Raw genomic sequence first — 22,432 nt, 5'->3', positions numbered from 1 at the left:
TCCTTTCTGCTACCGTCCTATCCGACCCCGCAGCCGTTCGACTCCGCGCCGGTCTAATCTATCCGTCTCGGCTTCCTGTCCGCTACCGATATCTGCCTTCAGCCCGTTAACAAATCGCTCGTATACGTCCTTGTCAACGCCTTGGCTGACCGTTGCGATCTGTAGCGCCGTTAACCGGTCGGCCGCCGTTTCTGCCGCTTTGTGCCGCAAAATTACCGGTAAATCAACGAGATAATATTCCGTCTCTATTGCTCGCTGACTAACGCCGAGTTTTACGGCCGCCAACGTAAGCCACTCGTCTAGCGTTAGTCCGGACTGCCGTCCTTGGCTTCCGTCCCTATCCGGAAGTGACCGAGGACGGCGCGGAAGTTTTTTAGCGCGCGCTGCAAATCGTTCTTTTCGATGGTCGCCCGAATAAACTCGGAAATCTCATTGAGATCGGCGTGCTTCTCGACGTACTCCGGTTCGACGTCTGCTAAAACAGCCACGATATTAACCGCTTCGTCCAGCGCCATATTCGCGCCAACAATCGCCGTCGCCACGAAGTCGTCCGATTGCTTGGCGGACAGTACACTGACGATAATCTGCGGCAACGTCTCGATCCGCTCGAATAACGCTTTATATTTTTCCGGTGTCAGCTTCGGGACTTTGACGGATTTTTCGCCCAACTGCACGTAGTCCGCGCCGCCGCCGCCCGCCGATTTATTGATAAACCGTGATATCACGTTCATTTTCGTATTCAGTCTCCTTTCGGATAAAAGCGATAAAAACGATGTAAAAAGACGGCCCCGTTAAGGACCGTCATGACTTCGTCAGCCTTACGCAGTGGCGTCAGGATCGCCGAAGGAAATCAATTGTCCCGTGTCATCGGGAAACGCTCGGAATGTCGTATTCGTTACAAGCTCGTTGTCGTACGAGTAGGTATAATTGAGGTTCGTGGACGGTGCGGCCTTGTGCAAGACTACGATATCGTCCGCCGTCGACGCCGTATCCAGCGGTTCCAGCTTAACTTTCTTGGCGAACGGAAATAGCCGCTCTACGACGAGTGCGGACACGTCAACTCGTTTTTTCGTCGGATCGGTTCCGTCAACAACGAGCGTCGCGCCCGGAATGATTTTCGCCAACTTTTCGAGGTCGCGTTCGACGATTGGTACGGCGATGCTCGCTTGGCGGCCGGTGATAATGACGTCGGCGGGCGTGGTGCCCAGTTGATCGACCGGTACGTCTCTCGTTGTCTCTTCGTATGTTAATACGACGCCACCCTGCGTCTGTTCAAACGTAACCGGCTCAAGTCCGTCGAAGTCAAACGTAACCTTGCACGGCCCGAGCTGGATTTTTTCGGATGCTACTGCCATATTCGGATTTCCCCCTTATAATTGCGCACGAAAAACGCCGGAACCGAAGTCCCGACGTTGATGGTGCGTTATTTACTGTACTAACAACGTAGCCGTAAAATTGACGGAATACATGTACCGCCCATTCTCGTCCGTCCCGAGATAGAGCGGCGCGGATTGATCGGCGAAGGAAGCAACGATGTGTTGCGTGCCGATATCGTAAAATCGCCGCTGATGGAACGCTTCGTATAGCGCCATTGCCACCGTTTCCGCCGCCGGTCCGACGTTACGGATTACGATTTGAAACGATGGCCGCCGCTTGCTCGTCCATTGATCAGGCCGATAGCCGCCCGTTATACGTACATACGCCGCGTTGACCGCCGCATTAACCGGAAATTCGTTATGATAGTACGTGTACGGTACGACGGACTCTACGTATGATTTCAATTCCCCTACGGTAAACACGCGCTACTTCAACTCCTTCCGGATTTCTTCGGCAATCATGCGCTCATATTCGTCGGCATTCTCTTTCAGCGGCCGTTCGAGGTACTTCGGCTGCGTGCCAGGCGTGGTTGGATTGGCAAACGTGTCGCCCAATTCGTGTGTAATCAGCGCATAGTTAACGCGGCCTTTTGCCCCCTGCTCTACCGCGCTATAATACACCTCACCGATAACAAGCCCGTCCGCTTCTTCGACATCTTTCCACGCCGTCGTCCGCAGTGTGCCTTTATCGAGCGGTGCCAGGTCGCGGCTCACACGGAGTAGATCGTCCGTCGCGTCGTGCATTCCACGTTCCGCGCCCTTCCGTACTTTACCGTCTAAGCCCGCCAGCGCCCGTTCCAGTTCGCTTGTATCAAACTGCATCGTCATTTAACGTACACCACCGTCAGTATCGCTTTGCCGTTGAGCCACCGTTTACGCTCCGTTTTTAGCGGAAGATACCGGCGTTCTGAGCCCGTTTCGTCCACGTATCCATATTCGTCCGTTGCCTTAATGGGCGCAAACTTATCGAAGAATATCTGCGCCGACGATACGACTTCCCGGCCGTGCTGATCCGTTACGACCGCCGTGCCCTCTTGAAATCGGCACTTTAGCGTAAAAGGAACGGAACCCGGCGAAGGATTCCACGGATCATCGGACGGTGCCTTCGGATATACGGTCACTTCCTGTTTTAACGGTATCAACGCCATAAGCCGCCGCCTCCCGTCATAGTACTGTCCATTTCACGGCCCGCCGGGACAGCTTTACGCCGTCATTGGCCGCCGAAATCAAGTCGAGGACCGTATCGGATATCAGCGCGTCCAGTCCCGTTTTTGCCCAATCCTTGAACGTAAAATTCGCCACGCCGGTAAGTCCGAACGCCGCGACGCCCTGTTGCTGTAGCCGATTCGTATCGTTAAATGCTACGGACAGGTCGTTCGCGTATTCGTAAACGGCGTCGTCAGGTATCGTGTATTGACCGTACTTGCTCGTCAGCTTCCGACCGGCGACGTTTAGTATCCGTAGTTTTCTCGCGTCGTCGGAAGATTCCCAGTCTTCGTTGTCAATACAGTTGAGCGTAATGTATCCGTCGGCCGCGCCTATATTTACCGCCATATTGCGTCACCTCCGTTTATTTGCCGGAGGTTCTGCGGCTTCGAGTTGGTGCGGGCTTTTGCGTTTCGGCCGGTGCAGGCTTCGGTTCCATCTCCGCTTTCGATACCTCCGGTTTATTTCCGTCACTAACTTTCGTAACCCATTTCGGCACGAGTCCGTCGAGTATCTTAATCTCCGCCGCGTCGTCCGTTTTGCATTCGCCATGATAATCGAAGCGTACCGTCTTATTTCCGACAGCCACAACATACCCCGGAGACGCTTTATATTTCGCCACTAGTTCGCTACACCTCCGTTATTTTATCGTCGTAAGAGGGGCGGCTAACCCCTCCGTTTACTGTCCGATTAAGATACGGATGTTGAGATGTTCTCGAGGACAGCGACTTTTTCCTTCGCATTTTTAACGGTGATTCCGTACTCGCCGCGAATCTGACGGGCCACGAAGTCAGCGCCCGGAATCGACGCGTCCACGTCGTACAGGCTACGTCCTTGTAACGCGTTGAGCGACAGGATTCCACGGTCAAGCAGCGCCACCTTGTTTTTCGGGAAGTTCGGGTCGATAACGACAGTTGCGACGCTGCCGCCTACCAAGTCGGTAACAAACGTCTGGATCTTGTGGCCGGAGCCCGTGTCCGTACGCTCTGTGCGGATGGTATCGCCAGCAAACTTCGTAATCTGACGCGCGCCCGCCGTATTCGTCAGGATAGTGTTTACGCTGCCGCCGCGCTGGAACGTACTTTCCGCCAGGTCGTTAAGCATTTTAGGTGTAATCTCTCCGCCGCTTGCATTCTGTTTCGCCGCGCCGTTAGTCTCCGCAAAGTACAGCAGACCGCCGGAAACGGATGGCTTATTGCCTTGGCCTTGGATACGGCGGCCGTAAATCAACCAATCGTTCAGCTCGCGGGAAGCCTCTTTCAGACGGAGTTGCACCTGATAGTCAAGCTCGTTGGCCACGTTGTAAGTACGTACGGATTGCTGCGTGCCGGATACAGCCGCGTAACGCTCGATAATTTGCGTGTAGTTGTAATCGGTGTAGCGGTCGTGCGACTCGTCAATACCCGGCATTGCGGCTTGGAGTTGCGGACGGGATACGATGCGTAGTTCGTCGCCAGCCCCGATTGCAGCCGCCGTCGTGCCGTCAAATCCGCGAGTAACCGTAATAACATCGCCGTTGATTGCCGTAACTTGCATGTACTCTTCGCCTGCAACTACGATGGCGTTAACGCGGAATTTCTCGCCGTCGCCCGCAGCAACGGTAATGTTCGTATCAACATCGGCCGCACCGCCGGGCACATTAGCACGGTTCGAGTTGAGGTTATCGGACATCCACTCGTATTTCGTTTGGAACAGCGATTCGCTGCCCATACCGACCAATCCGAGCAACGTTGGGGCGTCGTCGATAATTAGTGAGATTCCTGCTTCTAGTTGGCGTACTTGATCCTGAAAATCATAAGTCAATGCTGGCATTGATTATTTCCCCCTTGATATCGTTTAGTTTTTTATAAAATAAAAAGCCGACCGTTTTTGGGCCGACTTCTTACTTAAAGTTGATTAGCTTATTCGATAACTCTACGACTTTACTAAAGTTCTTCTGCTTTTTCGCATCTTCCAATTGCGCTTCTAGCGTCTTCTTCTCGTCAGGTTCCGGATTATTCGGTTCGCCGATCTTCTTCGGCTTTGCCGGTGCCTGTTCGATAAGGTACGGCTTTGCGTCTACTAACGCTTCCAGCGCTTCTTTAACGCCGACCACGTTCCCACCGTCATCGACCGAGATTCCTGCCTTATCGACGAGAACATATGCATCGTCCAACGCATCCTTCCGGATGTTAGCGCCAGCCGCCGCAATCTTAAATTCCGCTTTGATTACGCGTTGGTTCGCCGCTTCAATTGCCGCCGCCGATTTACTGTCCGCTTCTTCCGCCGCCCTCTTCGCCGCGTCAAGCTCCGCCTGGATACGTTCTTGTTCCGTCATGGCCGCTTTCTGCCGCTCGGCCTCGGCGGTCTCAAATTCTGTGAGCTTCGCCTTCAGATCGTCATAATCGGCGTATTTCTTGCGTTCGCGGCCGAGCCGTTCTGCAATCTTCGCCTCGAGTTCCGCCTGCGTAAACGTCGGTTCCGGCGTTGGTTCCGGATCAGGATCGTCACTAAACGTCTGCAAATCGAGTGCAAGGCGGTATTTGTTCGTTTCGATAACTTCGTTACTCATTCGTATACCTCCACCGTATAAAGCCCGTCGGCTATATCCGTAGCAGTTTAGCGACTTATACGTTCGGTCGAGATTACGCTTAGTTAATAATTCCGAGCTTAACCGTCATTGTTCCGGTCAATATTGTTGATACATTGCCGGATGCGTCCGTTATCTCCGCTTCGTGAACGTAGTTACCGGATAGTCCCGCCGTATCCTCCGGCTTCAGTGGTATCGTAAATTCTCCGGCCGCCGCGCCCGTTACCGTAATACCGGCGTCCGTATCTTTATACAACACGTACTCCGCGTCATACACCGTCTTTTTAACCGCCCATTTTACGGTCGCGCCGCTTAGGTTGACGCTATCCACCGTTACCTCAATGTTCCGTGTATCGCCCGCCGTTAGCGTAAAATCTTGCCCTGTCGCCATTACGTTACATCACCTCGCAATCGCACTGTTATCGTCCGGCTGCCGACAATATAGGCCGTTAACGTCCGACTACCTTCGAGCTTGACCGTAGCCACGATGTCCTTTACGTCCGGCGGTCGGATAGCTACGTTATCTTCCGCCAAGATGACGTCATATAAGCGTACATCTCGCGCGGCCGCCGGGGTCACGTTATCTACTACCGCCATCCCGTCGGCGATCGCTTTGTAAACCGCACGGCCTACGTCATCGGCTGCGCTGACAACGTCAAATAACGTCACAAGCTTGCCGCTGGACGTTTGTATTGCGTCTATTATCGATATAGAGTCGGTCGCGCTTCGGTCATAATCGCCTTGCCCGCCAAAACTATCCGCCGTGCCGATCCCGTCCGCCAGTCCTGCCGATACTGCTTTACGGAGTGCTTCGGACAGCGCGAAGGCATCCGAAAGCATGACGGATTTGCCGGAAGTTACGGAGACGCTGTCTATGCCGCTAATATTATCCGCCAGGTACCGGTCAGTTCCGCCGCTTACTCCGTCGCCCGTATTGATTGCGTCCGCTACTGCGATCGTCAGGCGTTTAGATAACGAGTCGACAACGGTAAAGCCGTCAGACAATGCCGCCGTATATTCGGTCCCGCCGCCTTCGCCGTCGTCGAGCCACGTGCCGCCCGTGAGCGTAGCGTCATGGCCGTTTCCGGATTGATCGGCGACTGTGCCCGTAGACATATCGTAATGGGCTACGAGAGCGCCGCCGTTGTAATATTTGATGTCATAGATTTTACCGCCGCCAAATCCACTAGATCCGTTGTTAGATAGGATATATGTCGCAAGGGAAGTTCCTGACAACGTCTCTATGTCGTACAGATGCCGAGAGTCTAGCGAGATAAACGGTGTCAGGTCGGCCTGCTCCGAACCATCCCGTCGTACTGAGATTACGTGGTCGGGGTTCCACTGAAAATTCTCGGACGCCGAGTTGCGCTGGACCACGAACCCGAACGGTTTCCCTATTACTTTTCCCCAAGACGGCACTTCCTCGATCGTAGCGTCAAGCAGTATTCGTGAGAACGTTATCTGCGGTATAGTTAATGCGTCATCTACGCCATCCAACTGTAAATAGACCGTCATTACTCCCCACCTCGGTACGTATCCACGATCACGCAAGGCTGCGGATTAGGCTCGTCGTGCGTGCATTCATGCCAATCGATACGACCGCCATGTCCGTCAACATACGGTTTCAGCCGATCAAAAAGCGCTACTCTGTCAGCCGCCGAATTGATCCACGCTTCAAACGTAAATAGCGGAATCCCCTGTTCGTCTTGCGTATTATCCGAGATCAGACGCCACAACGTATAGTCGTTAATAACGTCGATAATCGGGCCGCCGTCACTCACCGGTAAAAATCCCCGAACGCTATACTTCATCGTCAGCTGACCGTCACTTGCCACGTTACCTGTAGCGAGTCGGATGCGGATGATAGCGTAACCGGACCGGTCAATTGGTGCGCGAAAAGCGTCCCGCCCGTGTCCGCGTCAAACAAGCCCGCCTCTTCGACGGTCACCTCGGCGGACAAGCCCGTCAATGTTGCCGTATATTGCACGACGTTTCCGCTCGGATTCGATCTGGCGACGGCCACTCTTCCGTAGCCATTGCCGGACAGTTCCGTTCCGAGTGCCGCGTCGGCCACGTTGACAGGAGCGCTAGCTGTGCCGAAGCCCATGTGCGTAACGAGCGATGTTCCCGCGGCCGCCGACGTAAGTAACGTAGCCAGCGCATTTTTACCGGCCGTCGTAATCACGTTATCGCGTTCGGCCGCCGCAATTACTTCGCCGTTCCGGACGTGCTTCCACGATAAACGGCCTTTCACCGTTAACTCTTCGTTCATTTATCGTCACCTCTTCGTCTAATTTCGCACTCTTGCCGGATCGCGTACCGGAGTTACCGTGTGGCGGCAACATGGATGGAAAATTTTTCTACGTGGCAGCTCGCCAATATAGGGATAATCGCCGGGCGCGTCCGGTATCAACTTTACGATTTTACCTTCGTACTCTCGGCAGGCGTCCGTCGCACCGTGCCGCGATATAACGCCATAATACGCCTCACGCTGTATAGCTTCGTTCGTCGCCGCGTTCCGGGACATTTCGGCCGTCTTTGTCCGCGTGACCATATCGACGTATACTTCAGGCTTCCACCGTCGGCCTGCCGAGTCTATGATTCCGGTATCGACCGCTTTGCCGAGTTCTGCCCGTAATCCTGCGAGAATGTCCCGGCTTATTGTCCGCCACCCGTTAATACCCGCCGCCATATTCGCCCGGAACGAGTCCGCCGCCACTTTCCGGACGGTCGCTTTCGTCCGCCGGTCGATGTTTTGCGTTACGGCGAGTAAATCGGACTGCGTATCGGCGATGGCGGCCGCTACCATGTCCGAGTTAATACGGTTAAATTTCGCAATTTTCTCGGCCGCTTCAACGGATTCCGCAACGCCAAGGTCGATTATCGCCTTTACGACTCCGACACGTGCAGCTTCCGGAATATTCGTCGCAACCCACTCGGCCGATTCCTTGTTCAGCGCCGATAATATACGGGCGACCTCACGTAAGGCGGCAGCCGTGTTAGCCCGCGACATGTCCGTCAAGTCCATCGAGAGTAGTTCCGCCCGAATACGTTTAACGGCGTCTTTATATGCGGCCGCGAGATCGGTCATTATACGACCACCTCGTTAAACACCGTACCATCTACGGTTCCGGCCGCTTTCTCCTCGTCTTCGTCAATCCTCGTCATGATTTCGTCGGCCTGTGCGTCATCTAGTGCGTCCATCCGTTTGATTGCGGTTCTGACGTCGGCCGTCGGTTTTGCCCCCGTTCGGATCGCATATACTTCGGCTTCCTCTTTTTCGTTGCGCGGGATGCCGTCGCGCCAGTTAATCTTCGGATATACCGGTTCGTATGGATTAAAGCCTTCGACGCCTTCGTTCGCGTAGTTTTCAAGTTCCATCGCCGTCCATAACGCGTCACGGAGGGCACGGTCGATGTGCGAGCGGATACGCTTCACCTTCGATAAGATCGGCATAAAGCGTGCTTTGATCGCCACGCCGTCCGTGTGCGACGTGCCGGTTCCGCCTTTGTCCGCTCCTGCTACGATCGTACCGAATAACCACTGCGGTGTTTCCGATTGCGTAAAAACCAACGATAGCAGCAAGTCGAGTTCCTTAAAGGCTCCGTCAAGCTGCGAGTCCCACGTCATGTAACCGGGAACCTGGTCGCCTTTTTCAACGGGGATATATTTACCGCCCCACCGTACATCTCCGTTACCATCATCGCCTATGTCGTCGGGCCCGTAGGCAATCGGGTCCGAATGCTTCCACAAGATGTAATCGATCTGCACGATACGGTCGTTAATAGCCGCCAGTACCGATTCTAACTTTTCGATGCCGCCCACGCCTTGCCACGTATCGTCAACGGACTTGTACGGTGCATGGAAAATGAGCGGCCGATTGACGCCGGTTTCGACGATGTCCGTTTCCCGTCCGGTCGGTACTGCGTCGCCGATCGTAAACACTGGAATATTGACGCCGTATTCTGCGTTGACGCCGCGGGCCGTCAGCTTGTACCGTTCATAGACGATATAGCCGGGTAAATGGCGCTCGACGTTAAGGTACGGCGTTTCGTCCGTCTTCTGACCGGATAGCACGGTTTCCATTACGCTCGTCGATTCCGATACCCACTCGACATAAGCAACGTTGACGGCCGTAAACTTCTTACGGCTACCTTTCGCGAGTTCGGGGAATACGTAGCAGCCGTCGACCGCTTCGATAATCGGCTCGGGATCGACGTCGGGGACCGGAAGACCGGACTCCGTCAAGGCCGAGAAGTCCTGCCGGACGGAATAGTACGTCTTAAACCACGCGTCGCCCCGTATGCCGCCGCCCGTTACCGCTTCGTGTACGAGCTGGACGACGTCGTTTTCTTCGACGATTCGGTTAAGCGCGGCCTGTTCGGAGCCGTCCGATTCCTTACCGGATTCGAACGTTGGGGGCTCGCCGACCATCAAATCGGCCGGTTTACTAATTATCGTATCCATCAAGTTTACGGCGATATATAACTTTGCAAGCTGCGGTGCGGCGGGCGTGTCCTTCAATAGCTCCGATGCCCGTTCGTACACATCGTAAAGCCGCCCGTCATAGATTGCGCGGGCACGTCGGTACTTCGCGATCCGTTCGATATCGGCGGCTGGCGGGTACTGGGCGTCAGGCTTAAATAGTTTCGGCACTCTTCATCCTCCTTTCGTTCATCTATCGTTGAGTATTAATTTTCATTCCGCAACTTTTTCGTAAGTTGCATCGAATATTTCCGGCTTACACGGGTAACACTCGCCCTGGATTCCTTTTATAACGTAGTCTCCGAAATCCGCCCGCACGGTCCCTTCCAACGTTCGAATATCGCACGAACCGTTGTCATACGTGACAATCTCATTGCTGTTACGTTTATGGTTGAACCAATCCGGCATGTGTTCGTCGATCATAAACCGGAAAGCTTCGATAACTACGGGCTTTTTACGGTATTTCGCCATTTCATACCCCCGTCTATTTACCGGCTTCGCTTAACGATAGAATACGGACGGTTTGTTCCGTACCTTTTTCCGGCCGGATTTCGATATACTCACGGCCATTTCTGCCGCGTCAATTACGTCATCATGCGAGCCGGTTCCGTATTGCTCGAATTGTTCGAGAAGCAACGCATGCCGCCGCGTAAATTGAATAGCCCCGGACTCGATGTCGGGGGCCATCGCTTCGATCCGGAGTTCCTTCCGTGACCGCTGATATATCTCTTTGACGCGGGCGCGTGCCGGGTATCCAGCGGACGTGAGCGCCTGCTTCAGCTTATGAACGAAAAATTCCTGCGCCGCCTGCGCTTCGGCCGCGATACCGTTCGGCTGATACTTCGTAACCTTCTCCGTAATGATTCGCAGGAATACGTCGGGATGCACCCGCTCGCCCCACGCATCGATAACGTAGATGGTCCCCGTTTTCTTATGCCGGGCGACCGTAACGACTGCGGAATAATCGCCGCGCTGCTTGCCCATCGCGAAGTCAACGCCCATGTATACGTCAAATTGGTCGGTCGGCCGTGGGTACTGCGTCAGTAGCGCGGATATTTCTTTCCCGTCCCAATACGAAAAAGAATCCGGCCTGAACACGGCGGACTCTTCGTCAATCGGATTATTCATGTACTCCGTGTTGAACGCCTTGCTGCCGTTGTCCCATTTCCACGTCATCAGCTTCCATAACGATTGCACTTCCGGCCACAATACGGTCGCGCCGCGGTCCATTTCGGCTTTGTTCGCTTCGTACAAGGCTCGCGCTTCCGCCGTCCGTTCAGCCGCCGCTTTATCCGGGTCCTGGTATACGAGTCGGCACGCTTCCCACAAGTCCATCCGCTCAGGCCATTCGATAATCGCCCGGTAAATCTTCGTCCGAAAGTCGGACCTTTCGGTCAATATCCGTATGAGCAGCGCGTCATGATGTACCGTCGTTCCCATGTATACGATTGCCGTCCGCAGCCCTTTCGGATCGCCTAGCGGTATAACGACTTGCGCGAACCAATCCCGCATTTCCTGTCGAAGCTGCTCCGTATTTGTGTTCCGCTTATCTTCGAGATCGTCGCATACGATCAAATCCGGCCGCACGCCGTTCCAATTCCGGCCCCGCAACGCCTGACCGGTACTAGCGGCTTCGACGCGGGCTAGGGGGCGCTTGCTTCCGGACGTTCCGTCTATTTCCGCCGCGATAAATTCCGCCGAATTATCCTTTACGTTTTCCTGCTGCTTAACGGATAGTAACGGACCAAAGTCGGCTCGAAGCTTTGCGTTATGCTTAAGTTGCGTCGCGATCCAATCGAGATTGCCTGACGATACCGAAGGCGTTTCCGATATAAGGATGCAGTATTTCCGTTTCCGATAGCAGATTTCGCGGAGTGGGAACGCCTTTGACAAATACGTCGATTTGGCGTGTGACCGCGGGGCAGCGACGGCAACCTTCGCATTCACTTCGTTCCCGGATACATCGTCCATGATTTCGGCAATCTCGCGGTGGAAATCGGGCATATCGGCCACAGACTCGCTGTCGAATCCGTCCCAGTTGCCGATGTTGCCGGGGTTTCCGTACTCCGAGAAATATTCGAGCGCAAACGTTAACAGGTCGTCCTCGGCCGCGTTGATCCGCTCTAGCCGTTCGAGTTCGGACGCTGACGCGTCTAGTTCCGTTAACATATCGGACGGTAACGAAGCAATATCGATGTCGGCCGCCGATTCGATTAGCGCGGAATACTCCGCAATCTTACTATTCCGTTCGTTACGAGTAAGCCAGCGTGATTGTCCGTTTAGCCATGACATGCCGAAGGCATTCCTCCTTTCGTAATTATCTCGTTAAATTTACGTTAAATTACCGTCCTATATCGTTAATAGACGGATTATACTACCGAACGGCTAGGACGGCTTACAGCGGAAAATAGACGGCCTTTAGCAGGCGTTTAGCCCGGGTTATTTTACGTGTCAGCAAGCTTCGTCTATTCTCCGTCTGTACTCGGCAACCTCGACGGCCAATTCCGCAAGATCTTCGTCAATGCGGCCGCTGAACTCGTAAATTAACGATTCTCCGTCGCTGGCGTAGTGTTCGAGTAGTTCTAACGCGATCTTCCGTAACTCTTCCATCGGATAACCTCCGTTTCGATTACGATACTAGCAGCGCCATTAGCCTCGCCCGTTCCCGTTGGTGCGCTTGTTCAAATTCGTGGGACTGTGTTAGCAGTCCGTTAACTTGTTCCGTAGATTTACCGGACATTGCAGCCATGTTAGCGATAATGGCGTCGTATCGATCATCCGTCAGCGAAGCCGTACGGCTGTGGAAATCGGCGAGCGATGCCGAACCTTTCGACGAATTACAACTAGCGCATACCTTTACGAGATTCCAACGGCTATTCGGCCCGCCCTGAACCATCGGAATGATATGATCGATATGGAATGCGCGCTTGCCGTCGTTTGGCCCTCGTTCTTTGCCGCAGTAACCGCAAGTGTCTGGCGTATGGTGAATGTCGTATGCGTCTTCAAGCGTTAAGTCCGAGTATACTCCCGCTTTGCCCGCTAAGTATCGAGACGTCATGTGAAACGGAGTATGCGGGTACTGCTCTCGAAAAGAGCGCGCCCTCGCTCCGCCTTTACTTTTTATCCCTGTACCGTATGCTGCACGTTTCTTACGATATCCCTTCGCATAGCATTCGTCACAGATTCGTTTGCAATTAGCAATAACTCTAACCGGTAAGTCCTTCGAGCAGTTTTCGCAGATTGTTACGTCTACCATCGCTAACCTCCGAATTTCAAAGTTATTTTTTGATGCGTAGATTTTACTACCGCCTAAAGCGGCCTCTTGACGATACCCCCCTTGGGGGCTTGCGTGTGCTACCGTAATAGTACAGTATATCATCACAAAATCCGTATTTCACGTAATAGTCCGCCAACTCTCCGAATCCCCCGCACCCCGCACCACTACGCCATTCTCACCCGTTCTCACTCCGCCACCGCCCGTCCACGTCCGCCAATTCACCGTCAAATTTGCACTATTTTACGTAAATGGCGGTGATTTTCGGGTCGAATGCGGCCGGTTCCGAAAAATTCCGGAGGGGCGTCCGTCAGAAGCTCGTTGCAGATATTTACGTCAAAAGTCGGAACCAGTCGGAAGCCTCTAACGCCACCTATCCGTATTCCTACATCTAATAACGTCAATTTGACGGTATCATTCCGTATCCGACGGACGAGCCTCCGTCTGCCTACGAACCTTCCGCTTTCCGTTCCGCTTTAAGCGACTCAATCCGCTGCCGCAACGCTTCTATATCCGTATCAACGACACCTTTCGTCTCCACCTCGACCTTATCCGTAAGCAATCCGTTAATCTGTAACGCTAGCTTCGCCATGGCCGCATTACCGTCTCGTATCGCTATCTTCGGTAGTGACTCGATAAGGTCCGGCAACATGTCCGTACTGTTACGTACCATCTGCCGTTTTAACTCCGCCTCGAATAACGGGTCCTTCTTCCACTCGAATATAGTCGATCGATGTACGCCAACTTCCGCCGCTATTTCGTCTACAGTCGGACGTTCCGACTTAGGTAACGCTAAGTATCGGATAGCTGCGTAATGCTCCGTATTCAACGTTTTCATACGTTAACCTCCGTTTCTATAACGAAAGCTCTCGACTGGACGGGAGCTTATCGCAATTTCCGTTTATATACAGGGGAAAACCGCCCCTGTCGTCCAGCCACAAAACCGTGGCTGTCCGGCTTATTCTCTTTCTACGTGTGATCTTTTACGATAAAGACCAACGCATAAGTATAGTTGTCCCGGACTTTTCCGTCAGGAAAAGGACGGTAATGTTTACGCTCTTTACGAACTATGCAGTATTTGAACCAGTAGTACCGTTATCTACGCTTACTCCCGTATAAGATAAGATACAATTTCCGGATTTTTAGCGGAAAATCGCCGAAATCCCGCGCCCTGTCTACGATCTCAGCGATTGACCGCCGTGCAAAAAACCTTACCTATTCGGCCGATATCGTGCAAAAAACCTTACCTATTCCGGTTGAACAGCGCTATGACCAGCGAATCCGGCGCGCCTTTTTTACGATAAAACACGTGCGGATTAAGTATCGTAAACGTGTCCCGGCGGTTCTCAGCGTTAATATATCCGCGCAGAATGTTCGATTTCCGCAGCCGCCTAAGTACCGCTATCGTCTCTTTTTCATGCATCCCGATAAGTCCCGCAATCTCTTTTTCGTTGAGGAATCGGATTTCTTCCGGGCTGGCGAAAGGATCGGCGCACACGGTATTCGTTTCGTAGTGAACGTAAGGAAGCAGTTTGTATACGAAGCCTAAGTCGGCCGCCGTCATGTCGAATTGCTTCAACGTAGTAAAATACGTGCGGATCAGCGCATTCACGCCCTCGCCCGCTTTGTCTCGAAAGTGATAGCGTTCATTTACCGCGAATTTGCCATCCATTTCGAAAAGGATGCTCCGCGCTTCTAATTCGCCGACGACCGTACGTGCCGTCCGTTTAGTGACGTTCCATACGCGCGCCAAGTCGTTGATATTGAGCGGAGCAGTACCGTGCCCTTCCGCTACAAGTACGTTGGACTTAAACGCGATATACGGCTGCAATAATAGTAGATAGCCGCAATACTTATTCGATAGCCCTTGCGTAATTTCACGCATATATTGCATGTGACTGAACGAAAAATGCCGCTTATCACGCGCAACCCATCGGCGGCGTTTAGCGGCTTCTACTCGTTCAGCTTGCGTATATTTGAATAATGCGCCTCGCTCGTCGCGTGCCCATTCGGCGCTTACTGGCGTCAAGTTTCCGACAGGTTTGCCAGACTGTAGTCGTGCTACTTTTCGTACATGTTCTTTCGGCACTTTCTACGCTCCCTTCGAAAATAGAGCGTTAATCGGACGGAGTTCATGCCGCCACATTCGTTTATTAACGCAAATAAAACCGCCTTAAACCTGCGGTTGTATCGTATAGCCGTAAGAATGACGGAAAGTAAAGTACGTATATAAATACGTGCATTTTGTTGACACGTATAATCGTACGTGTTATAATAAATACAGAAAGGAGGGACGAAGACTTGCGGGGGAAATCATCAAGGTACATAATAAAGTTGCTGGAAGAACACGGATGGTACCTTGTCCACACTAAAGGCAGTCATAAACAATTTAAACATCGCACTAAGAAAGGCCGAGTGACGGTACCCCACCCGAACAAAGACTTACCAGCTAAGACAGTCGAAAGTATCCTAAAGCAAGCGGGGCTTAAATAGCCCCCTTCGCTCAAGGAATAACATAGAACGGAGAGTGAAGAACGTGAGCAAGCCGAAAGACCGCTATATCTATCCGGCAATATTCAGCTACGAACCGGACGGCATTTCCGTCGAGTTCCCCGATTTGCCCGGCGCATTTACATGTGGCGATACAGACGAAGAAGCGCTGCGTATGGCGCGCGAATGCATGGCGCTTCACCTTTACGGTATGGAATCGGACGGCGACGGAATACCGGCTGCGTCCCGTACCATCGACGTGAAAGTCGGCGATAACCAGGCGGTCGTCCTCGTCGAAGCGTGGATGCCGCCATTCCGCGACGAAATGGAGCAGAAGGCCGTCAAGAAAACGTTAACGATTCCGAAATGGCTCGACGAATTGGCCGTCGAGAATAACGTTAACTTCTCGCGTATACTCCAGGACGCGCTGAAATCGTACCTTGACGTCAAGTAACGGAAGTATCGAAGTACCGAATATGCCCGTCGTAATTGGCGGGCTTTTTGCCGAGGTGACGAACAATGACGAAAACACGCACGTTAATATCGCCGATCCACTTTCATACGGCCGCGCTCGATCGGGCCGTTATTCTCGTATTCCAAGACGGGGAACTAATCGGTAGCGGCCGCATTTCCGAGATCACGGATAGCGACGTTAAAATCCGCGACGAGTATTTTGTAATCGAAAATTGCACGTTTCAGTATGCTTGGCCCTTGAATACGAACGCACGTTCCGCTATACTTGCGTTGAAGGAGTGATAACAGTGCTAAATCAACGTAAGAAACTCGAAGGTAACGGATTGTGGGAATCGTCGCGCATGATGCTGCCGGAGCATATCCGGGCCTTAAACGAACAACGTCGGGAACTTAGCGCAAAGAAAAAACCGCTATTGGACGGCGATGCCATCGAAGACATCGAACGCGCCATAGCGGAGTCATTTAACGAAAAGGTTAGCATATCGCTGCATATTTACGATAAGTACGAGGAGTTACGGGCCGTCGGCGTTGTCGAGCGAATTGATACGTACGGCCGCCGCGTTATGATCGATGGCGAATGGTTCCGACTGAATGACGTAATCGGCGTCGGCTAGTATACGAGACTCAGCGAATCACGCCAGCGGGCCGCCTGCTTCCGCGCCATAACGAACGGCTCCGACATCGTAGTAATTACCGGGCCGGGCGCAGTATCACGCCGGTATTGCGCCTTTCTAGCGCGGTTGTCAATCCGAATACCGCGATCCATGAACGTATGCTCCCATTTGCTACGCATCCGCTTTTTCTTCGGCTTATGATCCTGTCCGTCGGCCCCGAGATTTTCCGCAACCCATAAGGATACTTCGCGGCGGTGGCGGCGGTCAAATTGATGCTCGCTCAAAAACGGATATTCTTCGTGCTGTACTTTATGCGTATCCATACTCGTCAACTCTTCGCGCAAGATATAGTCCGCCAGCCGCTCGAGCTGCTTAGTATCCGGCGTTTCGCCCGTTGCGGATATATACTTATCCGTAAGCGTCCGTACGGCTTCGATACGTTCCGCTCTATCGTCGATTCCTTGTGCTATTAATTCCGTTACGGCCGCGGCAAATTGATCCTTATTCATCCTCTGCGCCATCCCCTTCGGCTTCGATCTCTACCGCAATTTCCCCGTACTCCCAACGTTTAAATACGTCAGCTATCCGACCGGCCGCGCCATCCACGAAGGCTTTAACGCCCTGCTTCGTACAGCCCATGATTTCGCCCGCCTTCTCCAGCGTAATGTCAGCCCCGTATACCCACGCTAGCGCCTCTGTTTGCCTGTCCGTCAGCCCGGCGGAGTTGATAGCGGAATGCAAATCGATCAAAATATCGGACGCGGCCGTATCGCCCTTGAATCGGCGGGCCGCTATCCGGTGCCGATCGCGGAGCAATGCTTTAACGCCAGCGGCCGAAGAAAGCGAATAGGTTTCCGTGTACTTTCGTGTCTGCTTCGTTAAATCAACGTTGCATGCGCCCATCTATTCGGACACCTCCGTTTCTACTTCCGTAACTTCGACGTTTATATCGAGTTGTTCCGATCCGCCGTCCAATTCTTCGGTAAAATAACGCCTGACCTCCGCCTTTACTTCGCCCATCATCATGCCGCGCTGCACGTCCGTCAATCCCGCCCAGTACTCCGCCTCTTCACCGTATACGGCCGTCCGCGCCGTTACCTTTACCGTCATTTCGTACCCTTTAGTGTTGTTCATTCCGCATCCCCCTCCGTAATGACTCCGTCCCACGTCGCGAAAGCTTCCGCTGATTGGCGTTTGCGTTCGGCCAGTTCGCGGGCTTCGGGTAGAAGTCCTTGTTATCCGTGTATATCACTATAAAGCCGCCTCTCTTTCGTCATCCTTCGTCATTTTTTCGTTTAACATCGCGATTAACGGCTTGCCTATTGCCGCAATTACGCTAACCGTAACGGCATTTCCCGCCTGCTTGTAACGTTGGCTATCGGACACGCCCGCCGCTTTTACGGTTTCGTGCGAGCTATCGCTAAACCCTTGCAACCGCCAGCATTCGAGCGGCGTGAGTTTACGGATGCGGTAGAGGGATCTTTCGATAACATGAGTCCTCCGCCCTTTGCCGACATCGCCCGGCGACGTACCTTTTGCGTAAGTAGCTTGAACGCAGTACGCAATGCCGGAACCGTCAGAAAACTCGGTGACTTTCACGCCTTCGCCTTTATTCGTCGTAAGCGTCGGACTGAGTCCGTTCGAATCGTAGACACTCCCGTTCATCCCGCGCCCCGACGGATTAGTATTGCCGACGACCACAACCTTCGTTACCGCGTTTCCGTGCTGATTCAAGCAAGTCGGCGCGATTCCGTCTGTTCCGTAAACTCCGCCCGTCTGTCCGCTATCTGATGGTATCTGTCCGACTTTTTCGATCTGCGGTTCGCCTACGTACGTCAACCGCTTCTTGCCAAGCGTCTTTTCGGTCAACTGCGTCTTGTGCCCGTAGGACGCCGTTAACGCATACGATAACCCACATCCTTCGTTGACTTCCTGCGGTTCTGCAATCTTCTGTTCACGCCCGCCGCCGCTAACTACCGTAATCGTAGGCGCAACGCCATTAACGGAATAAATACGACTCATTTGATCGTTGCCGTAGTGTTCGAGCGACCCATAAACGATTGGCTCCGTGTAATCTATACGTTCGTTAAGTTGCGCCAACAACTTCGCCGTCTTCTCTTCGGATAAATAGTATTTCTCGTCAACATTCGGTTCCAGCACGTCGCGCAACCGACTTGTTACTGTGCTGATCTCTGGCCAATCGAAGTTAAACGTCCGCACGCCAGCTTCGGCCGCTCTACGTTTCGCCTTCGTCACAACATCGTTGCCTTTTCCGATATTCCACGGCTCGTACGCGGCGTCACGGCTGGCTACGATAAATATCCGCTCACGGTTCTGCGGTACGGAAAAGTTTTTGCTATTAAGCACGCGGAAATCGATTGCGTAGCCTATATCGTTAAGCGCCGCACACATGACGTCGAATGTCCGACCCTTATCGTGCGATAGCAAGCCCTTAACGTTCTCTAACAGAAGTAAACGGGGTTTCTTTTCGGCTGCTATACGGGCGATTTCGAAGAACAACGTACCCCGCGTATCTTCGAATCCCTTACGTTGACCCGCGACAGAAAACGCTTGGCACGGGAATCCGCCGACCAATATGTCATGATCCGGTATATCGGCCGCCGCGATAGCCGTAATATCTCCATGTAGTTCCTGCGCTCCGTTATACAGCGCTTTATACGATTGCGCCGCAAACTTATCGATTTCGGAAGCGAATACGCACTCTCCGCCCAGCGCATCCAACGCCTGCCGGAATCCGCCGATCCCCGCGAACAATTCGATATATTTAAATTGTGCCTTCGTAATTAAAACCGCCTCCTACCGTTTATTGTTGTATTAGCGGAGCGCTAACGTTATAATTGCGTTAGTAACTCGTTAAATATCGGAGCTGATCCCGTGTCAAAACGTTTTAATATCGATGCAATACCGCTCGTCACGCTATACGTCGCCACCGACAAGCACAAACGGCTGAGGCTCTCGGCCGATTTCGTAAAATTGTACGGACTTGATGCCGGTAATCGCGTCGCCCTCGGATACGACTCGAACGCCCGCGCAATTGCCCTCCGACAGTCCGCCAGTTCGTCCGACCCGACGGCGGCGAACGTAGATAAGCGCGGATACATATCGGCCAGTCGTTTTTATAACAAGACGAAGCTAACGGCGGAGCGCGGCCGCTTCGTGTTTGCCGCAGAGCAGGACGGTTGGCTCGTGTTTGTTAGCGAAACAGAAGAGTAGTGATTGCCTATTTCGGCACTCCCCGGAAAACTACGACCATTGATGGAAACGGTGCAGAGTTTTTAGCGTCGCCGAACTTTAATCGTCCCTTTACGAATCGGATCTCTTCAGCCTTACCGTAAACATAGTCGTGAAACCACCGCGTATCCGTTCTTGCCGGAACGAGACAAACTACGGTTGCGCCTTTCCGAGACTCTTCGTACGCTTTGCGAATCCAGTTCGCAATTTCGCGACCGTACGGCGGATTCATAAATACCGTATGAGTCGCCCATTCTTGCATGAGTCCGTCGTCTTCCTTCGTGAAGAATATCGGACATTTTGCGTTGTCGGTCGTTGCGCAAGGGTCTAACGTAAAGTTAAACTCCGCATGAAGATCGTCGTAAAACGTTTGTGGAGTCGGCCACAAATCAGTTTCGGATGAAAATAATACCGCTGTATTCACGAGGCACCTCCGTCAATTTCCGTCATAAGCTCGTCTACACGCCTGTACAACTCGTCCAACGTCCCGTCGTTTACAATCTCATAGTCCACGTCGAAGCCGTCCGTATGCTGCTCCGTCTCATGCGTTAAATCGGCGGCCGCAAACGTATCGGACGATTCGACCGCTCGCTGAATGCGAAGCCCGGCCGCCGCCTTTACACGGATGATGACGAAGCCTTCCGCACGACACCGCTCGTACTCGTTCGGCTGGCGTAGGTCGGTGATTACGGCGCGCTCGACTATCCCGTAGTGGCCCGCAATTCCCTGCGAGTCTTCGATTTCCGCGAAACATTGCCGCACCCATATGTCTTCGTCGAATTGGCGAAGCGCCTGCCCCACGCCCTGAAGCAACGCTCGGGGCTTTTTCCTGTTACCGGCTTTGTCTGCGAATCGGTCCGGATATAAGCGTCTGCACACGTCCTTGATTCCGTCGCCGAACGCGAACCGTACGTAGCCATGCCGCTGACAAAGACGATTGCCTATTTCGTCTTTGCCGGAGCGGAGCGGTCCCGTAAGGGCAATATTCGGCCTTGCAACGCCAGTCGGTAAACTCATTCGAACACCTCCGTCCATTCATCGTTATCGTCGATGATCCACGCAAGCTTTATCGCGCGCTCAACGTATCCAATTCCGTACTTTTCCGTTCGGGTGCCGTAATGGTAACGTAGTGCTAATTTTGCCGACGATAACTTAACATACGTTTTATCGCGGACGACTTCGCCTGTCTTTCGGTCCATAATCGCATACAGCCTCATTCGGACACCGCCCCATCACGGCTGTCGTCGTAAAAGACAAGGATATCGAACCCTTTACGCAAATCACCGCCATTCGCCATATTACCAACACTATCGCCTCGGACTGACGTCAGAATCCGTAAATTGTCGCCCTCATCCAACGACGTAACCTCGTATGTGACTTTTCCGTACCATCCATCGCAGTCGTCAACCGGAAACGTAACAACGTCGCCCACGCGCGGCACCGTCGGCTGTGGCGCATTAACGTACTCGGACGGAATCGGCAGGCGGAGCGCCCTTCGTAACGCAATCGCCTTACCGATCCACACGTTAAAGCAGTCGCCGGGGGCAGTCTTTGCCTTACCACGGTAATTAACAGGGCCGCCACCGATGTACTTAACTAGTGCAACGACGGTACGTTTCTCGCGGTTGATGACGTATTCGACTTCGTGAACAGCACCATATCCACGTTTCTCGCAACCACGCGGCCAATACGATACGCCGCCTGATCTGTCGTAATGCTCCGTACATTCCAACTCCGCCACGTCGGCCTTCGCGCGCTCCACGATTCCGTCGCGGTCGTCGGCCTTAGCGGTCATTTCCGCCGACTTTCCGCATAGCCTTGCCGTCAATTTCGCCACGGTGCCGGTCAGCCCGTCAAGTTGCGCGCCAGCCTCGTCCAGTTTCGTTTCGGCTTCGCTCAACTTCGTTTCTGCATCCGTCAACCTTCCCGTCAATTTATCGATTTGGCGCTGTAGTACGAGCAACTCGGCGGCCTCTTCGGTCGGGTCGGGCTGGTCCGATTTTAACGGCCTCTGCTGTGAAACCGACTCAAGTACGCGGTATTCTCGCTCATATAGCCATCCGCAGAATACATTGCCAGCCTTGCGCGTCTGCTGCGAGTTGTGTTCGTTCACTTCCGTAATCGTAAGCACATCGCCAGTACGGTGAACGCTCGTTCCGGGATTAAGTACGATAATACGCTCGCCCTCCGCTGCCGCCCGTTCGACCATTCGATACCGGGTGCCGTCGACCCGTACGATATCGGTCGGTTCGAGGACGACGTACTCGTTGTCTCCGATGCCCTGGTCGTACTCTGATGACACGACGTAGCCTCTCACTCCACCGTACCCCACCGCACTCTCCACGGTAAGCACATCTCCGACGTTATACTTGTTAAGTGGTAGATGTAGTACGATCTTAATCCGCTCGCCCACGGCCGCCTTCCGGCTGACGCTGCGATATTCCCGCTCAACGCCGAGGACTTCGTCCTTTAATACGGTAACGTTCGTCAACCCCCTGTCTTCCTCGATTACGAACCAAGTAGCGTACGACAAGCCCTCATCGTCCGGAGTTTTCGAATAGCTAAGTTCGTGACCACCGTCTCCGTTAATTACGTAGTAATTTCGCGTTTCCTCTACGATCTCATACCTTTTGCCCTTCGTTGTAAATTCGTTAGACTCTGCCACCATTACGAGATACCGCTTCTCCATTCG

The 22,432-nt window shown here is 53.2% G+C and carries 35 protein-coding genes; 5 read left to right on the top strand and 30 right to left on the bottom strand.

The window, feature by feature from the left end:
• Positions 1-9: 9 nt before the first annotated feature.
• The 22 genes from M6D81_RS11540 to M6D81_RS11435 all read right to left on the bottom strand — a co-directional run bounded on the left by M6D81_RS11540 (position 10) and on the right by M6D81_RS11435 (position 14,999).
• On the bottom strand, positions 10-285 hold the full coding sequence (locus M6D81_RS11540; protein ID WP_262677030.1) for a hypothetical protein: 276 nt from the start codon (positions 283-285) through the stop codon (positions 10-12).
• A gap of 20 nt (positions 286-305) precedes the next feature.
• Complete coding sequence (locus M6D81_RS11535; RefSeq protein ID WP_262677029.1) at positions 306-731, bottom strand: hypothetical protein; 426 nt, start codon at positions 729-731, stop codon at positions 306-308.
• Positions 732-818: 87 nt separating this feature from the next.
• The gene (locus tag M6D81_RS11530) at positions 819-1,355 is read right to left on the bottom strand and encodes a hypothetical protein (RefSeq protein WP_262677028.1); all 537 of its coding nucleotides are present in this window, start codon (positions 1,353-1,355) and stop codon (positions 819-821) included.
• Between the two features lie 72 nt (positions 1,356-1,427).
• Positions 1,428-1,799 carry a minor capsid protein gene (locus M6D81_RS11525; protein WP_262677027.1) on the bottom strand — a complete coding sequence of 124 codons (372 nt, stop codon included), beginning with the start codon at positions 1,797-1,799 and terminating at the stop codon, positions 1,428-1,430.
• 3 nt (positions 1,800-1,802) lie between these two features.
• Positions 1,803-2,204, bottom strand: a complete 402-nt coding sequence (locus tag M6D81_RS11520) for an HK97 gp10 family phage protein (protein ID WP_262677026.1) — start codon at positions 2,202-2,204, stop codon at positions 1,803-1,805.
• Entirely contained in the window at positions 2,201-2,524 is a 324-nt protein-coding gene (locus tag M6D81_RS11515) for a hypothetical protein (RefSeq protein WP_262677025.1), read from the bottom strand. The genes M6D81_RS11520 and M6D81_RS11515 overlap by 4 nt, the downstream gene beginning before the upstream one ends.
• A gap of 16 nt (positions 2,525-2,540) precedes the next feature.
• On the bottom strand, positions 2,541-2,930 hold the full coding sequence (locus M6D81_RS11510) for a hypothetical protein (RefSeq protein WP_262677024.1): 390 nt from the start codon (positions 2,928-2,930) through the stop codon (positions 2,541-2,543).
• Positions 2,931-2,946: 16 nt separating this feature from the next.
• Complete coding sequence (locus M6D81_RS11505; protein ID WP_262677023.1) at positions 2,947-3,204, bottom strand: hypothetical protein; 258 nt, start codon at positions 3,202-3,204, stop codon at positions 2,947-2,949.
• Positions 3,205-3,272: 68 nt separating this feature from the next.
• Complete coding sequence (locus M6D81_RS11500) at positions 3,273-4,394, bottom strand: SU10 major capsid protein (RefSeq protein WP_262677022.1); 1,122 nt, start codon at positions 4,392-4,394, stop codon at positions 3,273-3,275.
• Between the two features lie 70 nt (positions 4,395-4,464).
• On the bottom strand, positions 4,465-5,133 hold the full coding sequence (locus M6D81_RS11495) for a phage scaffolding protein (protein WP_262677021.1): 669 nt from the start codon (positions 5,131-5,133) through the stop codon (positions 4,465-4,467).
• A gap of 79 nt (positions 5,134-5,212) precedes the next feature.
• Positions 5,213-5,542, bottom strand: coding sequence for a hypothetical protein (locus tag M6D81_RS11490; protein WP_262677020.1), 330 nt, complete (start codon positions 5,540-5,542; stop codon positions 5,213-5,215).
• Positions 5,542-6,666 (bottom strand): hypothetical protein, encoded by a 1,125-nt coding sequence (locus tag M6D81_RS11485; RefSeq protein ID WP_262677019.1) that lies wholly within the window; start codon positions 6,664-6,666, stop codon positions 5,542-5,544. Before M6D81_RS11485 ends, M6D81_RS11490 begins: the two co-directional genes overlap by 1 nt.
• Positions 6,666-6,932, bottom strand: coding sequence for a hypothetical protein (locus M6D81_RS11480; RefSeq protein WP_262677018.1), 267 nt, complete (start codon positions 6,930-6,932; stop codon positions 6,666-6,668). The genes M6D81_RS11485 and M6D81_RS11480 overlap by 1 nt, the downstream gene beginning before the upstream one ends.
• 32 nt (positions 6,933-6,964) lie before the next feature.
• A complete protein-coding gene (locus M6D81_RS11475; RefSeq protein WP_262677017.1) occupies positions 6,965-7,423 on the bottom strand; it encodes a phage tail fiber protein in 459 nt (152 codons plus the stop codon).
• A gap of 18 nt (positions 7,424-7,441) precedes the next feature.
• Positions 7,442-8,242 carry a phage minor capsid protein gene (locus M6D81_RS11470; RefSeq protein WP_262677016.1) on the bottom strand — a complete coding sequence of 267 codons (801 nt, stop codon included), beginning with the start codon at positions 8,240-8,242 and terminating at the stop codon, positions 7,442-7,444.
• The gene (locus M6D81_RS11465; protein ID WP_262677015.1) at positions 8,242-9,807 is read right to left on the bottom strand and encodes a phage portal protein; all 1,566 of its coding nucleotides are present in this window, start codon (positions 9,805-9,807) and stop codon (positions 8,242-8,244) included. Before M6D81_RS11465 ends, M6D81_RS11470 begins: the two co-directional genes overlap by 1 nt.
• A gap of 42 nt (positions 9,808-9,849) precedes the next feature.
• A complete protein-coding gene (locus M6D81_RS11460) occupies positions 9,850-10,107 on the bottom strand; it encodes a hypothetical protein (RefSeq protein ID WP_262677014.1) in 258 nt (85 codons plus the stop codon).
• Positions 10,108-10,137: 30 nt separating this feature from the next.
• Positions 10,138-11,928 (bottom strand): phage terminase large subunit, encoded by a 1,791-nt coding sequence (terL, locus tag M6D81_RS11455; RefSeq protein ID WP_317259116.1) that lies wholly within the window; start codon positions 11,926-11,928, stop codon positions 10,138-10,140.
• Between the two features lie 159 nt (positions 11,929-12,087).
• Positions 12,088-12,246, bottom strand: coding sequence for a hypothetical protein (locus M6D81_RS11450; protein WP_262677013.1), 159 nt, complete (start codon positions 12,244-12,246; stop codon positions 12,088-12,090).
• A 19-nt stretch (positions 12,247-12,265) separates the two neighbouring features.
• On the bottom strand, positions 12,266-12,694 hold the full coding sequence (locus M6D81_RS11445) for an HNH endonuclease (protein ID WP_262677012.1): 429 nt from the start codon (positions 12,692-12,694) through the stop codon (positions 12,266-12,268).
• A gap of 664 nt (positions 12,695-13,358) precedes the next feature.
• The gene (locus M6D81_RS11440; RefSeq protein ID WP_262677011.1) at positions 13,359-13,748 is read right to left on the bottom strand and encodes a phBC6A51 family helix-turn-helix protein; all 390 of its coding nucleotides are present in this window, start codon (positions 13,746-13,748) and stop codon (positions 13,359-13,361) included.
• A 405-nt stretch (positions 13,749-14,153) separates the two neighbouring features.
• Complete coding sequence (locus M6D81_RS11435; protein WP_262677010.1) at positions 14,154-14,999, bottom strand: hypothetical protein; 846 nt, start codon at positions 14,997-14,999, stop codon at positions 14,154-14,156.
• Positions 15,000-15,154: 155 nt separating this feature from the next.
• Here M6D81_RS11435 and M6D81_RS11430 point away from each other — a divergent pair, with 155 nt between their 5' ends.
• From M6D81_RS11430 to M6D81_RS11415, 4 genes are all read left to right on the top strand, one after another.
• The gene (locus M6D81_RS11430; protein ID WP_410795722.1) at positions 15,155-15,403 is read left to right on the top strand and encodes a type II toxin-antitoxin system HicA family toxin; all 249 of its coding nucleotides are present in this window, start codon (positions 15,155-15,157) and stop codon (positions 15,401-15,403) included.
• Between the two features lie 43 nt (positions 15,404-15,446).
• The gene (locus M6D81_RS11425; RefSeq protein WP_262677008.1) at positions 15,447-15,854 is read left to right on the top strand and encodes a type II toxin-antitoxin system HicB family antitoxin; all 408 of its coding nucleotides are present in this window, start codon (positions 15,447-15,449) and stop codon (positions 15,852-15,854) included.
• Between the two features lie 65 nt (positions 15,855-15,919).
• Positions 15,920-16,156, top strand: coding sequence for a hypothetical protein (locus tag M6D81_RS11420; protein WP_262677007.1), 237 nt, complete (start codon positions 15,920-15,922; stop codon positions 16,154-16,156).
• A 5-nt stretch (positions 16,157-16,161) separates the two neighbouring features.
• Positions 16,162-16,488 (top strand): YolD-like family protein, encoded by a 327-nt coding sequence (locus tag M6D81_RS11415; protein WP_262677006.1) that lies wholly within the window; start codon positions 16,162-16,164, stop codon positions 16,486-16,488.
• Here the strand turns inward: M6D81_RS11415 and M6D81_RS11410 are convergent.
• The 4 genes from M6D81_RS11410 to dcm form a co-directional block, all read right to left on the bottom strand.
• Positions 16,485-16,997, bottom strand: coding sequence for a hypothetical protein (locus tag M6D81_RS11410; RefSeq protein ID WP_262677005.1), 513 nt, complete (start codon positions 16,995-16,997; stop codon positions 16,485-16,487). The two genes, M6D81_RS11415 and M6D81_RS11410, sit on opposite strands and share 4 nt — an antisense overlap.
• Entirely contained in the window at positions 16,990-17,391 is a 402-nt protein-coding gene (locus tag M6D81_RS11405) for an RNA polymerase sigma factor sigma-70 region 4 domain-containing protein (protein ID WP_262677004.1), read from the bottom strand. The genes M6D81_RS11410 and M6D81_RS11405 overlap by 8 nt, the downstream gene beginning before the upstream one ends.
• Positions 17,392-17,622 (bottom strand): hypothetical protein, encoded by a 231-nt coding sequence (locus M6D81_RS11400; protein ID WP_262677003.1) that lies wholly within the window; start codon positions 17,620-17,622, stop codon positions 17,392-17,394.
• Positions 17,623-17,739: 117 nt separating this feature from the next.
• Complete coding sequence (dcm, locus tag M6D81_RS11395) at positions 17,740-19,293, bottom strand: DNA (cytosine-5-)-methyltransferase (RefSeq protein ID WP_262677058.1); 1,554 nt, start codon at positions 19,291-19,293, stop codon at positions 17,740-17,742.
• Between the two features lie 90 nt (positions 19,294-19,383).
• Between dcm and M6D81_RS11390 the strand changes: the two genes are divergently transcribed.
• Positions 19,384-19,722 (top strand): hypothetical protein, encoded by a 339-nt coding sequence (locus tag M6D81_RS11390; protein ID WP_262677002.1) that lies wholly within the window; start codon positions 19,384-19,386, stop codon positions 19,720-19,722.
• A 7-nt stretch (positions 19,723-19,729) separates the two neighbouring features.
• Here M6D81_RS11390 and M6D81_RS11385 read toward each other — a convergent pair whose 3' ends face one another.
• Genes M6D81_RS11385 through M6D81_RS11370 form a run of 4 tightly spaced genes read right to left on the bottom strand, consistent with a single transcriptional unit; the run spans position 19,730 to position 22,429 of the window.
• Complete coding sequence (locus M6D81_RS11385) at positions 19,730-20,164, bottom strand: phage N-6-adenine-methyltransferase (RefSeq protein WP_262677001.1); 435 nt, start codon at positions 20,162-20,164, stop codon at positions 19,730-19,732.
• Positions 20,161-20,757: a deoxynucleotide monophosphate kinase family protein gene (locus tag M6D81_RS11380; protein ID WP_262677000.1), complete on the bottom strand. Its 597-nt coding sequence runs from the start codon at positions 20,755-20,757 to the stop codon at positions 20,161-20,163. Before M6D81_RS11380 ends, M6D81_RS11385 begins: the two co-directional genes overlap by 4 nt.
• On the bottom strand, positions 20,754-20,957 hold the full coding sequence (locus tag M6D81_RS11375) for a hypothetical protein (protein ID WP_262676999.1): 204 nt from the start codon (positions 20,955-20,957) through the stop codon (positions 20,754-20,756). The genes M6D81_RS11380 and M6D81_RS11375 overlap by 4 nt, the downstream gene beginning before the upstream one ends.
• Positions 20,954-22,429 carry a hypothetical protein gene (locus M6D81_RS11370; RefSeq protein ID WP_262676998.1) on the bottom strand — a complete coding sequence of 492 codons (1,476 nt, stop codon included), beginning with the start codon at positions 22,427-22,429 and terminating at the stop codon, positions 20,954-20,956. The genes M6D81_RS11375 and M6D81_RS11370 overlap by 4 nt, the downstream gene beginning before the upstream one ends.
• Between the last annotated feature and the right edge of the window lie 3 nt (positions 22,430-22,432).

Source organism: Paenibacillus sp. J5C2022 (genome assembly GCF_025567625.1).
Lineage (GTDB): Bacteria > Bacillota > Bacilli > Paenibacillales > Paenibacillaceae > Pristimantibacillus.
This window is presented reverse-complemented; position numbering and strand designations above follow the sequence as displayed.